10 protein-coding genes are annotated in these 13,448 nt (G+C 63.2%); 3 read left to right on the top strand and 7 right to left on the bottom strand.

Annotated features, from left to right (window positions below; all coding sequences use genetic code 11):
* The first annotated feature begins 38 nt into the window (after positions 1-38).
* Positions 39-353 (top strand): hypothetical protein, encoded by a 315-nt coding sequence (locus ACQEU1_RS39350; protein ID WP_433213957.1) that lies wholly within the window; start codon positions 39-41, stop codon positions 351-353.
* 35 nt (positions 354-388) lie between these two features.
* A complete protein-coding gene (locus ACQEU1_RS39345; RefSeq protein WP_433213954.1) occupies positions 389-1,417 on the top strand; it encodes a helix-turn-helix domain-containing protein in 1,029 nt (342 codons plus the stop codon).
* Positions 1,418-2,388: 971 nt separating this feature from the next.
* Here ACQEU1_RS39345 and ACQEU1_RS39340 read toward each other — a convergent pair.
* From ACQEU1_RS39340 to ACQEU1_RS39325, 4 genes are all read right to left on the bottom strand, one after another.
* A complete protein-coding gene (locus ACQEU1_RS39340) occupies positions 2,389-4,302 on the bottom strand; it encodes a UvrD-helicase domain-containing protein (RefSeq protein WP_433217006.1) in 1,914 nt (637 codons plus the stop codon).
* The gene (locus tag ACQEU1_RS39335) at positions 4,299-5,582 is read right to left on the bottom strand and encodes an ATP-dependent nuclease (RefSeq protein WP_433213951.1); all 1,284 of its coding nucleotides are present in this window, start codon (positions 5,580-5,582) and stop codon (positions 4,299-4,301) included. Before ACQEU1_RS39335 ends, ACQEU1_RS39340 begins: the two co-directional genes overlap by 4 nt.
* Positions 5,485-6,288, bottom strand: coding sequence for an AAA family ATPase (locus ACQEU1_RS39330; protein ID WP_433213944.1), 804 nt, complete (start codon positions 6,286-6,288; stop codon positions 5,485-5,487). Before ACQEU1_RS39330 ends, ACQEU1_RS39335 begins: the two co-directional genes overlap by 98 nt.
* A gap of 368 nt (positions 6,289-6,656) precedes the next feature.
* Positions 6,657-7,250 (bottom strand): hypothetical protein, encoded by a 594-nt coding sequence (locus ACQEU1_RS39325; RefSeq protein ID WP_433213941.1) that lies wholly within the window; start codon positions 7,248-7,250, stop codon positions 6,657-6,659.
* Positions 7,251-7,364: 114 nt separating this feature from the next.
* Between ACQEU1_RS39325 and ACQEU1_RS39320 the strand changes: the two genes are divergently transcribed.
* Positions 7,365-7,739, top strand: coding sequence for a hypothetical protein (locus tag ACQEU1_RS39320; RefSeq protein ID WP_433213938.1), 375 nt, complete (start codon positions 7,365-7,367; stop codon positions 7,737-7,739).
* A 1,364-nt stretch (positions 7,740-9,103) separates the two neighbouring features.
* On the opposite strand, the gene ACQEU1_RS39315 is transcribed toward ACQEU1_RS39320, so the two are convergent.
* The 3 genes from ACQEU1_RS39315 to ACQEU1_RS39305 form a co-directional block, all read right to left on the bottom strand.
* Complete coding sequence (locus ACQEU1_RS39315; RefSeq protein ID WP_433213935.1) at positions 9,104-9,559, bottom strand: SUKH-3 domain-containing protein; 456 nt, start codon at positions 9,557-9,559, stop codon at positions 9,104-9,106.
* 5 nt (positions 9,560-9,564) lie between these two features.
* Complete coding sequence (locus tag ACQEU1_RS39310; RefSeq protein WP_433213932.1) at positions 9,565-11,712, bottom strand: polymorphic toxin-type HINT domain-containing protein; 2,148 nt, start codon at positions 11,710-11,712, stop codon at positions 9,565-9,567.
* A gap of 1,375 nt (positions 11,713-13,087) precedes the next feature.
* Positions 13,088-13,294, bottom strand: coding sequence for a hypothetical protein (locus tag ACQEU1_RS39305; protein ID WP_433213929.1), 207 nt, complete (start codon positions 13,292-13,294; stop codon positions 13,088-13,090).
* Positions 13,295-13,448: the final 154 nt, after the last annotated feature.

Below are 13,448 nucleotides of genomic sequence, written 5' to 3'. Positions count from 1 at the left end.
ATCGACCTCAGTTCAGGGGTGAAGAGAGGACGACAGGCGTGCTCATCCGGTACGGCGACGAGTGCTGGGAACGTCTCGCCGACGATCCCTGCCATCAGCCGAGCTCATGGGGTGACGACCTCGTGCGGTCCTACCGGAAGCGCCACCAGGTGCTGGCTGCTGCCGAGTGTCGCGAAGACCTGGCCGCGCTTCGGAGCCTCGACCTGCGGCCTGAGACCACACCGAGTGGCCTTGGCGCCTCGGTCCGCTTGTTGGACGGCGCGAGGTTGCTCCTCGAATTCGACGAGAAGAAGCCGGACCTGGTGACCGTGGCAGGCATCGTCCGGCCCGAAACGCAGGAGGTAGCACGATGAAAACCGGACCTGCGGAAGCATTCCCCGTCGCGATCTTGCTCGCCGAGGAACTCGAGGCACGCGGCTGGACCCAGGCTGAGTTCGCAGAGATCCTCGGCCGGCCCGCTCAGGTGATCTCGGAGATCATGTCCGGCCGCAAGGAGATCACCAGAGACTCGGCTGCCCAGATCGCCGCCGCGCTGGGCACGTCAGCGCAACTCTGGCTGAACCACCAGGACATCTATCACCTGTGGAAACAAGGCCAGGACGCCGGCACTCGCAAACAGCTGGACGACGTGCGGCTGCGCGCCCGGCTCAACGAACTGGCACCGCTCTCCGTGCTCCGCAAGCGAGGACTGATCACCGGGGCCACCCCTCAGGAGCAGGCCGCCGAACTGTGCAGGTTGCTGGAGATCGACGACATCGAACAGCAGCCCCAACTGCCCATGGCCGCGCGCCGCAGCAACGTCGACGAACGTCCGACACCCACCCAGGACACCTGGCTGGCGTGCGTGCGGCTCCAAGCCCGTCAGCGTCAAGTGGCGAACTTCTCCCTTGACCGACTACGCGATCTCGCGGGCAACCTGAGCCGGATGCTCCGCGATCCCGCCGCCTTCGAGACCTTGCCGGCGCTGCTCGCCGAGGTCGGCGTCGTCCTCGTCCACGTAGAGGCGTTCCCCTCCAGCAAGATCGACGGAGCCTCGTTCCTCCTGGACGGCGTCCCGGTCATCGGCCTGTCGGGCCGGGGACACCGGATGGACAAGGTCCTCTTCACCCTGCTGCACGAGATCGCCCACATCGTCCTCGACCACATCGCCGACGGCCTGATCATCGACGAGGGCGACAACCACCACCTCGACCGAGAAAAGGACGCCGACCGCCTGGCACGCGAATGGGCACTACCCGCTCCGCTCCCGGCAGCGCCGGAACGCATTGGCCAGAACTGGCTGACCGCGGTCGCGAACTCGTTCGGCGTCCATCCCATCGTGGTCGTGGGCCGACTGCAGAACGACGGCAAGCTGAACTGGCGAAGCCTTCTGGCCAAGGACGCTCCGACGGTGACCGGATTCCTGCGATTGTGGTGAGCCCGACGCGCTGTCCACCCTCGCCTGCCTGATCAGCTACCGTCTTGCCATACAGAAAGCTGATCGACGAGCAGAGCGAGCCGCGAGCGTGGTGAGCGGCCCGATGATCGACGTGCCTGTCGGTGTGGGGTCGGGACACTGGGCCGGTGGCGCCCGCGCGTACGGTCCTCGTGATCGGGCGCAACGTCACGACCATGACCAGGTTGCTGGACGTGCTGCCCGAGTTCGACTCCGACTTCCGCGCGCAGGTCGTGGCGAGCTGGAGCGGCTCGGACTTGCTCCGCCCAGGTGCTAGCGGAAGCATTCGGCTAGTCGAGAATCGTGGTCATACCGTGGGAGCAGGCAGCCAGGACGCAGTTCGACCTCGCGATCACCGCGAGCCAGCACGGCGGGCTCACCGGCATGAATGCGCCGCTCATCATTCTTTCACGCGGAATCAGATATTCTAACAATTCTCCCAAGAACCGAAAAATGTAAGCAATCAGACCTTCGGCCTTTCGCCGCAATGGCCGCTCTACGACGGGCAGCCGATCACAAAGGCTCTCAGGTCTGCGATGCAGGAGATCCGCGCGGGCAGCCCCTGACTACCCGGCGATGATCCGAGGCGTGACAACAGTTTAGGATCGACCAGGAACGTCATGTTCATTCTTCCTGCGATTCGAACTTCTCGACCGCAGAGGCGAGCCCGGCCACTGGACGCCTCGCAGGCTTCCAAGGAGACCGCAGACCGGATCATCCACATAGGATAGTTGGATTGCGGAAAACTCCTGGCACAAAACCACCGAACCCCCTGGCAGCGCCAACACGTTAGCTGCCCGGCCGATATCCAAAGTCAGCATCCTGGCACGTTTTTTCACCCTACGAACCTTCATTTCCCAGGCACGCGAACGGAACAAGGTTTCCCACAAAGGATCAAGAGACCGAAAACGGCCAGGCCCGGTAATAACTTTCCCGAAGAGTGGCGGCATCACTCACCCCTGATCGATCTCCGGCACTCCCGCCTCGTCCAGCAAGGTGAAGAACTCCGCGATTTTCCCGTTACGCGCCGAACTGGAGGTGGTGGTGAAGACGATCCGTTGGGCGGCTCTCGAAAGACCGACGAAGAAGGTCGAGATCGACTCCATCGGATCGTGGTCGTGCGCCCACCACTGGTCATCATCCAAGCCGAGGAAGAACACCGTGTGGTACTCCAGGCTCTTGCTGCGATGAGCGGTCAGCAGCACCACAGCGTCCTTCGCTTCGAACCGGTCAAACGCATCGGTCCAGTCCTGGCTCTCGAACGTCACCGCACGCAGGCGCGCCGCGAAAGCGCCTGCGATGAGGTCGAGGTCTTCGCTCGGTGACGTCAACTTCACGAATCGCCGCAATGGCTCTTCACCGATCAGCCCGAGCACTTTCTCGACGACGTCATCAGCCGTGGCGTCGGCAGGCGGGTGGTCCGTGAGCCAACTCCGCAGTGCGGACGTCGAGTGCCCCAGGGCGTCTCCGGCTTCCCGTTCCGCAGTCGGGTCACCGAGCGCGCCGTGAACGCGGGCGAACGTCGTGCACGTCTCCCGCCACACCTCCGCAAGTCCCCGAGGTTGGTCGGCGAGGTGGAGCAGCCCCAGGAGAAGGCCTGCGGTCTCGTCCTTGAGCAGGTCCTGAAGACTCATGTCGCCGACCCGTGCGTCGTCGTTGCGCAGCTTCACGCCCCGCGCAATGAGCCGTTCGCGGAAGCGCGGCTCGAAGTCGGCGATCTTCTGCCGTGCCAGCAAAGCGAAGTCCGCAGGTTCACGACCGGACGTGGCGATGTCGTCAGCGATCCAGTCGGCGATGAACTCCGCCTCACGGTCGATGCCGGAGAACTTCCACACCGCTGCGGCGTCGTGGCCGTCCTCCCGGACTGCTTTCGACACGGCCGGTACCGCGGCCGCGTCCAGCCGGCTGGCAATGACGTGCTGGAGGCGCACGAGCGGTTCGCTGGAGCGGAAGTTCCACTTCAGTCGGTACGGGATGGCACCGAAGTCCTTGCTGAAGCGCTCGACCGCCTTGGGCACGGCGCCCGCGAAGCCCATGATGCGTTGCTTGGCGTCGCCGACCACGGTCACCGCGGTCCCGGTCGCGAACACGGAGTCAAGGAACGAGAACTGCGCCCTGGTCGTGTCCTGGAACTCGTCGATGAAGACGAACGGGTAGGTCAGCCTCAACGCGTGCCTGATCTTCGGAGCCGACCGCACGAGCAGCTCCGCCAGCCTGTTGATCATGACGAAGTCGAGGTAGGCAGGCCCGGGCCGGAGGTACCTCGTACGCCACCACTCGCGCACCGCGAACTCCTCGGCGGTGGCCGGCCCGTCCGACGGGAGCACCTCCGGCAGGTCGGTCGCTCCGATCAACTGGGGCATGAACCAGTCGGCCTGGAATTCGGACAGCCGATACCGCAACTCAGGCGGCGCCTCAGGCACGATCGCGCCGAGGAACAGCCTCGCGTCGTACGGCTTCACAAACTTCAGCTCATAGCCATCGCGCATCCTCCAGTCTGGTGGCAGTGCCGGAGCAAAGCGGTCGAGCAGGCCCTTGGTGAACGCATCGAAGGTCATCGATGTGAACCTGTCGGCGTGCTCGGGAACGCGCTTGGACACCCGGCGCGCGAGGTTGGCGGCGGCGTCGCGTTTGAAGGAGATGGCCAGGATGCGGTACGGAGCGGGACAGCTGCCGGTCTGCAGCAGGTACGCGGCTCGTTGCGCCAGAAACTCGGTCTTCCCCGCCCCCGGCCCCGCGACGACGGCGACATTGCCGAGGTCCCGCACGGCCTTCCAGGCCTCGGACTCCAGGTCATCAATCCCGATCGGCCGCCAAGTCTCCGCCGGGACGAGCGGAACACTCCGGAAGTCGACTTGGGCGCTCACAGGCCGACCTTTTCCTTGATGTGCTCGACCAGATCGGCGATGACCCTCGGCACCTTCTCCCTGATCTGCTCGTCGGAGAGCCGCCCCAACGCGCGCAGGTGGCTGCTCGGCTTCGAACGGCTTGAGAACAAGAACCGGAACCACCGTAGAAGCTCGGCTCGTTCGGCATCATGCCAGTACGCGATGGCCGGCTCTTCGCCCTTGCCGAACACCGACTCCAGCGCCTCGGTGCTCCTCGGCCCCTGTTCCCACTCCTCAAGGGTCTTGTACGCCTCTGGAAACCTCGTCAACATCGCGTAGTCCAGGTCCAGCGGGCCGCTGAAGAAGATGCCGAACTTCCGAAGGTGCGTGACAACCGCCCCGAGGTCATTGGGGTTAGAGGTGTTCGCGAAGGCGTCCGGTCCGGTGAATCCGTCGAGGCCTGCCGTGGCGTCGATGCCGTTGTCCGCAAGCCGGGTGAATGCGTCCTTCAGACGCCCAGCACCACCACCTCCCTTCCCGAAGTCGAGGTCGAGCAGCGTCGCGTGCGGAATGCGCAGGTCGTTGAGGAGGCGCCACATGTGGTTGGTGTGACGACCCCCAAGCGGTACCACCACCACGAACGACGGATCGAGGCTGACGCCCAACGCCCTGGCCACACGCGGAATGACCAGCTGCTCGGTGTCCCCCTCGCCGAGCACGACGAACTTCGCGAAGTACAGCTCGGGGTAGGCGTGCACGGCTTCGCGCAGGAACTTCCCCGCCTCGGTGTCGTCGTCCGGCAGGGTGATCTCGCGGACTGACGCGGTCGCTGTCTCCGGCGCCAGGCGGAAGTAGCGAACGGCTTCGGGATCGATCCGAGCCATCGCGCTGGCGGAATGGCTTGAGAGAATCGTCTGTGAGTCAGCGTTTCCGCTGAGGTCGTGCAGCTGCGCGACGATGCGGGAGAGGAAGAACGGCGACAGGCTGTTCTCGGGCTCCTCCACCGCGATCAGTGTCAGGTTCGGCAGCCGGGCGGCGCTGAGCGCGAAGGCGTCCGTGAGCTGCTGGCCCGCGATCTGGCCCTCGACGTCCAGGATGGTCGCCGTCAGGGCGAGGTGCAGCAACGACCTCTGCCCGTCGCTCAGCAACCTGGCCGGCCTCGGCTTCTCGCCGTGGCCCGGAGCGAAGACCAGCTCCGAACGGCGGACCAACTGCTGGAAGTCACCGTCGAGCAGCCGGAACGACGGCTCGGCGAAACCCGCCGCGTCGTGCAACTCCTGCCATCGCTTCGACAATGCGGTCTCGACCGCCTCGACCACCGGCTCCTTGCCGAACTCCTCCGCGACCTCCGTGGAGGAGTCGCCGACGAGTTTCTGAATCTCCGCTGACCATTGGGCGGCTCGCCACAACCGGCCGCGGAGAAACGACCCCCACCTCGCGCGCACCATCGCGCGCGGCAGGGATGTAGATCATCTGGATCCTGCTTCGTTCGGCGGGGCCGAACACCACCCACTCGTCCTCGCCGTACTCCTCGGCAAAGGTGCGGACGACCTTCCTCGTGTCGGTCACCGCGCCTTCGATGGTGTTGTCGTCCTCCCACTGCGCCTCAAGGACGATCCGAACCTTGAGGTCCGCACCGTCATCCGTGGCCGCCATGCGCTGGAAGAACTCGGGAACCGAACGTGTCGACGGACTCGCGTCCACGGCCTGCACGTCGTCGAGCTCCGGGAACGCCAGCACGGCTTCGATCCGCAGGTTTCTCGTCGACGGCCTGTCGCACTCGTCCACCGGCACGTGGAAGTCGTCCGCACGCACGTCTCTTTCCGACTTCGTGACGCCGAACAACCTCAGCAGCGCCTGACAGGCCGCGGTCTTTCCGGAGCCGTTCGAGCCGATGAACGCGGTGAGCCCGCGGTCCAGCTCGATCCTGGTGCGGGGACCGAAGCACTGGAAGTTCTCCAGGGTCACGCTCTCGACGAACATCTGTCGCTCACCTTTCTCACCACCATGCGCAGAACCGACCACTCAGAGCAGGCATGAGGTGTTTCACTGAATAAACGCGCACTGCCGATCAGCCGTTACTTCAGCTGAGGAGCAATGCGGTGATCGCACGACTACGAAGTGCGATAGTCCCACTTGAACACGGATCAGCCCGCCGAATTGGCCAGGAACTGTCCAGTTTCGACGCCCATCCAGCCGGGATCTGGGCTTTTTTCAACCACAAAGGTTCATCAATGCCCACACGGGAGTCACTTCGTGCCCGTTGTGCCCCAGCATTCGCCCGAATCGATCCAGCAATCCAGGCCACGGTAGGGATTCTGCACCGCGATCCCCAGGGCGTCCGCGCACCGAAGCGGTCTCGATCATCACGCTGGTTACAACCGAGGTGCCGACTAGGTGATGTTGTCCACCAGGTGCCACGGTTGGCCAGTCAGGTCAGGCGCGTAGGCGACAACAAGACGATCGTGCATGGTCGCCGTGAATCGGCCGCGTTCAAGTCGCCGTGAGCGCAACCTGGTGGCCACCTGCCGTATTTCATCGGGCGCGAGGTCTTCCGGAAGCACTCCGAGCAGCAGAGCGCCAGGCGTCGAGCCCAGCAAGTCCGCTGGAACCCACCGTCCTCGGACCGGGCGGCCAGCGATGCGGACATCGCTGTCCGGTGCGGTCTCGAAGAGTTCCCTGGCGATCTGGTCGGCGTTTTCTCGCGCCGAACGCGCCAGCTGTCCTGGCGGCGTCGGGTCGGGTACGGGAGCGCGCGGCGTGCGGCCAGAACTGATGCTGCTTGGCGACGAAGCAGCGACTTGCACGTCATCGAGCCACAGCACGTGCACCGAATCCTCAGCACCGGGCTCGGGTGGGATCGGCACTCCGAAGCTCTCCGACAGCCAGGAAATCTCGTCCGGCCTCGTGTACAGGTCGACGGTGACGCCACGGGAGGTCAGATAGGCCCAGGTCATGACGAATCGGCGAAGCCTCACCCACGTCACGGTCGAGCTCCGAGCGATGTCTTGGCGATCTGCACGAGTTTTGTCCGCAAGAACTCATCTCCTGTCCAGCACGCGTGGCATCGGCCAGAACGCCGCCATGGCTATCGTCGCGCCATGAGCGCAGATCGTCCCGATGAGAAGTTCGCTTTCGCTGTCGTCGGCAAAGTGCTCGGTGTGACCGTGGAGGAGTACGACGTTCTTGGGCGCCGAGCAGCCGTCGACGCGCTGTTGCACTACCCGGACGGACGCATCGCCGCCCTGGAGGTCTCCTCCCTCGGCCCGCCCGAGGAAGCACGTGTCATGGAACATCCTCGACAAGTCGAACTACAAGCGCACGATCGCTGGGCTTTCCCAGTGCTGGACGACCTGGGTTCCACGCGACTTCAGCCTGCGGAGTTTCCAACTGCTCGACGAGGCGGTGCTGCACTAAGAGGACTGCGGCTTCACCAACCTCAAGAACGCGGTCAGGACGAGCACGGCTGCTGCTGAGCTGCTCGATCTGGGAGTACGCGGTGCCGTGTCGAAGGAAATCGCCGACCCCGCCTTCGCCTGGGTTCTCGTCGCACCCATCGGCGGCTTTCTCGGGTTCGGGCCACCTCGATATGCCGGGCCTGGTCAGAACTGCACTGCTCGACGACACCACACAGAGCAAGATCAAGAAACTCACCGCCTCCGGACACGACGAGCGACACCGAGCCGTTGGAATGCGAGCGAGACCGCCGTTTCGCCGATCGCTCCCCGCTGGTTGGTGTCCGCCTGACCCATCGCTCAAGTGAACACGTGAACCGGGTGGCAGCGGACGAAGGATCCGACGATGTCGACGCCACGAATGTAGAAGCTCCTCCGAGTTCGCCTCGATCAGGCGAGGCAGGCAGAACCGAGGGCACCGTGGGAGCACGGAATGGGAGCAGATTGGGAGCAACTCCGTGCGCTGAACTTGCCAGAACGGTCCTCAATGGACCTGAACGGACCCGCGCTGACCTGCCGGAATCTTGTTTCCGCAGGTCAGCGCGTTCTCAGCACTATAGTTCACACCGAAGAGGTCACTGGTTCGATCCCAGTATCGCCCACAGTGTGTTTTAACTGGTCAAACGGCCTGTCGATGGAATCCATCGACAGGCCGTTTGCGTTGCGCAGGGCGGAACTACTCTGCCAACCTCAGGCCTGTGGACTGCGAATCCGCAGGTCAGCGACTCTTCGCCCATCCAACCCGTGATCTGTTCGCCCCTACCGAAGAGGTCACTAGGTCCGCTCTCGGACATCATCGGTGCGCCCGAAGCCTCTGACCTGCGCAGATCGAAGGTCTCGGTGCCTCTCGCTCCCTGCTCTCGGAGCCTCGGTAGTAAAAGTGGTAGCAGAATCGCCTCGTTGCACGTCACATCAGCCCCGTCGACGCGGGCATCCGAAGCAGACCAATCACTGCCTTGGCGGCGTCGACTTCAAGGCCGTGAACGTGTACGGAGCAGGTCAACTCGACCTGAGTCGAGCGCGTTCCTGAGTCCTGCACTGAGCTGCTTGCCGTCACGATCACGGATGAGAAAACTAACTCGCGCAAAACTGCCGACGTCCTTGAGGTCCATTAGGAGATGTTGGACGGCCTGTGTCACCCACACATGTGTTGGGTGCACGGTTGCGTCGAGAATGCGTACGCGCGTCTACCTGCGTGCAGGAGTCGCCAGCGTTCAGTTGACCCCCTGGTCTGGATGCCGTCCGGAGTCCGGACCGAGCCGGAGAACACCGACTCTTCGGACTCACTACACTCTTGCCTTCAAATGCTCGGCACGCCGACTCGATGTGCCAACAACAGAGGGGCCTGCTCGCTGCCGCGAGCAGGCCCCTCATCACCTGATCTCTCAGACGTTCAGGAGCTTCTTCCTCAACCAGATCGCCTGGAGGGCGCGGTAGCCGTCGTCTGCGACCTTGGCTAGAAAGTGGTCCTTGCCACCGTAGGTGCGCCCGTCCCTGGCCATCAGGAGGGTCAGATGCCGTCCAGCGGCGTGCCCGATCGGGCACAGTTCGAGACCAAGCCTCACCTCGTACTCCGCAACCTTCGCCCTGAAGAGGCCTCCAGCCGCGTCTACTCCGGACACGACGCACGAGTACGTCCCGCCCACTGCGGCGCTTCGCGGGTACTCGAACTCGAGCCCGCCGCATTCCGCCATGAACTCCTGCACAGCTCCTGGCACGGCGTAACCGCCCGCCGCCCACGCCTCCAGGTCGGCCGTGAGGTCAACCTCACGGCCGGGGAACCAACCGATACCGGTCATGAAGTCCAGCAGCAGCGGATCTGCGGCGGCCAGATCGTTCATCGCCATTATCCGACCTCTTTCGCCCCTGCTCCCCCAAGGAGGAACAAGCAGTTGTCACATGACGGATAGTTCTTCCCTGACGACCGCACGATCGTTTTGTACACTACCTCATTGAGCTTCACACCGGGTTGTTCCAACAGTAGATTATTGCAGGCGTTGAACTCTGCGCACTCTCCTGGATTCCAGTTTTCGAGACTTCCTCCGTGTTCCTTCTCAAGGGCGTTCAGTCGCTTCTGAAGATCGGGGTGTACGTTCGCGGGGATCATCCCGCTTTCCCCGTAGGCCCACTGGCCGGTATAGCTGTCGAGCGCGACCGCCCCCGCCGTGTTAGTGGACTTGGACTCGGCCGATTCAGCGGCGACAATCGCGTCCAGGTCACAGCTCGAATTGTGCACCAGCAGCGGCGTGGATCCCGCCAGCGCGTAGTACGTGTGGACGCCGTCGACAGTGAGGTTGTGCACGCGTCCCAGTGCGGTCCACTGGCGGACTGCGGCCACCCGTACCGAGGACCCGGCCGAGGTCTGTAGCACCGAACCGACCTGCAACTCCTTGGCGTCCAACCACTTCTGCTGTTCTGGAAGCCAGAAAGGGTGGTTGTCGGTTGCAGTGACCTTGTCGCCACCGTCGACGGTGATCTCGACGAGGTTCTTGACTCCGACACCGACGATCGTGCCGACGACCGCACGTGCTGCAGACTCACCCGACTTCTCATCGGTGGCAAGAACCTGATCGCCGTTCTGCACCTCTTCGATCGGCTTCGGGCATCCGTCAGCCAGCAACACCTTCGTGCCAGGCAGGAAGCTGTTCGGACAGTCCGGCTTGCCGCCGAGCTTGCGAAGCGCGTTCATCGCGATCTCGGCACCCCGAGCCGCGATCGACTCGACCCGGCGCAGCAACCCCTTCGCCTTGGAGATCACCTTCGCCATCGACGAGACGGCCTTGATCGCCTTGTAGCCCGCTTCCAGAACCTTGCCGACCTTGCCCCACGGCACCAGGTTCATCACCAACCCACCGCAGGCCCAGATATCACCCTTGGTGAAGCAGTCGACGATGTCGTTCCACCCGGAGATGTCCTTCAACATCTCCCAGGCCGCCTCCTTGATCACGTCCCACTTCGTCATGTGGGCGTTCTTCAAGGCCTGCTCGTACTCCGCCTGACTGATGTTCTCCTTCCGCATCAACTCCTCGACGGCCTGACGCGTGGCAGAAGACTGTTGCTGCTGAGCCGAACGCTCCTTCTTGAAGTCGTTCAGAACGCTCTTGTAGTCGTCTTCGCTCTGGTAGTTCTCCCGGCCGCCACCGCACAGGATGCCGTCCGGACCACACTGCCCACCGGCAAGCAGACCCGTCGGGTCGCTGAACGTCACCGGACTGTTGTTGCTGTAGGCGTAGCCGTTGAGCTGCTGCGGATCGTTGTTGTCAATGATCGGATCCGCCGACAGGAACCGGCCGGCGGCAGGGTCATACATCCGCGCACCAACACGCGTCAGACCAGACTCCTCACGCGTGCCGCCGACGAACCCCTGCGTGTTCCACGGAGTCGCGGGGTTACCCCGGGACTCACCGAACGGGGTCTGCCGGCGTGACGCCACCGCAAGGCCCGGACCCGCGTTCACCGCGGCGATCTCCGTACCCTGGTGGTCGGACAGCAACCACTTCAAGCCCGAGATCGAGTTCCGCTGCGCCACGACGTGCCCGTTGTGGCTGTAGTAGCGGGTCCACGACGGCGTTGTGGTGTTCTTCTCCAGGCGGATCTGCTGGCCGAACACGTACAACGTCGTGGCAGAGGGCTCGCGGGCGATGAGTCGCCCGCCGTCCGCGTCGTAGACGAACGTGGACTCCGCGCCGCCCGCTTCTTTCACCTTCGAGACGCGGCCCTCGGCGTCGTAGTCCAGCGTTTGGGTGTCGCCGGAGATGCTGCGTGACGTCGTGTTGCCGGACGCGTCGTAGGTGAACTTGTCCTGCGAGGTGCCGTTCGGACCGGTCGTGTCGACCTGCTTCACCGTGTGCGGCTGAGACTGGCCCGCATCGGGGTACTTGAAGGTGTTGACCGAGTTGACGGTGCTGGAGTGCAGTTCGGTGCCACACTGAGCAACGGTCGGCCCGGAAGGGATAGCCCGCCAGGTCTCACTGTCGCCCGGTACCGTCCGCACCTACCTGTCGTCGGCGAGCACCATCGCCGTCAGGTCAGCGCATTAGGTCGGTGCTCACCGGGCTTAGAAATCTCAGACGCATGTTCGTCGCCACGCCGCCGCCCACGTAATTCCCGATCGCTACTAATCACGACCCGAACTCCACCACATCGAGTGCCGCAGATAGTTTCCCCCCGAAAAGTAGTGTGTTACATCAGTCGACACCAGCGTCCATCCACTTGCGCTCATCTCGTCCAATTCAGCTTGAACAGAACCGGAGTCAGAATAGTCGCCAATGTCAACGTACGTGTATTTTTATTTCACTTCAGCTTCCTCATTCCAAGACAACTCTCGACTACGACTCGAACTATCACACAGGCATCAAAAGACGTTACGGACAACACTCCACCAGAGCCAATCTATTTCCAGTGATCTGAATTAGGATCTTGAATGCGACACAAGACAACGAGCATCTGTACGGCAACGCCTCCCGCCGCGAGCCGCGTATGCCACATTCGTCGCAGACCGCGATTGCCAGCAAAAATACTTGTTATGCCGTTACCATACAGGGTGGTCAGCACCTGATAGTCGAAGCCGAGGGCGAGACTCAATCATTTCTCCACCTCCTGCACAACCGTGAGCGAGCCGCATCAAGCAACTTAGATCAAGATGCGCAAACGCTATCTAGGTCGAGTGTGACACTCGACCTAGATAGCGTTTGAACCAACCACCCCGCCGTCGGAAGCTCTACGGAACGTTGACTGGTAGTAAATTCGGTAGCTGAGACGCACTACTCCAAGCGAGACGCGAATGAATCAGCGAGACCCGGAAAGGCCGTTCACACAGCTCAGAGCTGACGCAGCGAGACCAGGGCAACGGCCTGAAGCTCGACAGGATCCGTTCACACCGAAGAGGTCACTGGTTCGATCCCAGTATCGCCCTCACAACCCGAAAGCCTCTGACCTGCAAAGGCCGGGGGCTTTCGGGTTGTATGGGCATGCGCGGATCCCTCGTTTCGTGTGGGATGCCAAAACGGCTCAACGTGCCTGACCTGCGGATCACGCAGCTGCTGGTTCACACTCGTTGATCAAACCCAAGCACTCGCCGACAACGACGGCGCCACTGCCTGATCCTGTGAGCGGGTGATCAGGTCGCGGAGGGGCGTGGTCCCGCGCTCTGTGTGGCCTTCGGTGGGTTGTAGTGGGAGACGTAGCGGTTCGGCACTGACTTCAGGTGACGCTCATTGAGCAGCCGGCCGGCGAGCTCGCGCCTGACAGTGCCGACAAAGCGTTCCTCATAGCGGTTGGCCCCCGGACATTGTGGTGAGATCTTCACAACGTCGATGTCGGCGTCCGTGAGAACCGAATCGAACGACACTGTGAACTGGCCGGCCCTGTCACAAACCAGGGAAACGAAACTCGCTGGCCCGGTCATCAAGCTCCATGAGCAAGTTGCGTGCCTGCTGTGTGGTCCACGGGCTGTCAGGGTTGGTGGTCGTGCCGAGGATGTGGGCATAGCGGGTGCCGACCTCCATCACGAGGAACACGTACACCCGCTTCAACGTCGCCGCGCAGTCGACATCGAAGAAGTCGCACGCCAGCATGGTTACCGCCTGAGCACGCAGGAACCGTCGCCATGACGTGTCGGCGTCTCGAGTCGGCGAAGGCGGGATCCGAAGTGGATCGGCCGAGCAGCACCAGCCAGCCACCCAACTGGACGAAGACGGAGTACAGCCGTCGCAGCTCCGCGGGATAGTG

Source organism: Lentzea sp. CA-135723, assembly GCF_050936595.1.
Classification (GTDB): Bacteria; Actinomycetota; Actinomycetes; order Mycobacteriales; family Pseudonocardiaceae; genus Lentzea.
The sequence above is the reverse complement of the archived record's forward strand: the minus strand, read 5'-3'. Positions and strand labels throughout refer to the sequence as shown.

Coding starts and splice junctions, on each gene's coding strand:
- ACQEU1_RS39320 (WP_433213938.1), top strand. CDS start 7,365: ATGAGCGCAGATCGTCCCGATGAGAAGTTCGCTTTCGCTGTCGTCGGC.
- ACQEU1_RS39315 (WP_433213935.1), bottom strand. CDS start 9,559: ATGAACGATCTGGCCGCCGCAGATCCGCTGCTGCTGGACTTCATGACC.
- ACQEU1_RS39305 (WP_433213929.1), bottom strand. CDS start 13,294: ATGCTGGCGTGCGACTTCTTCGATGTCGACTGCGCGGCGACGTTGAAG.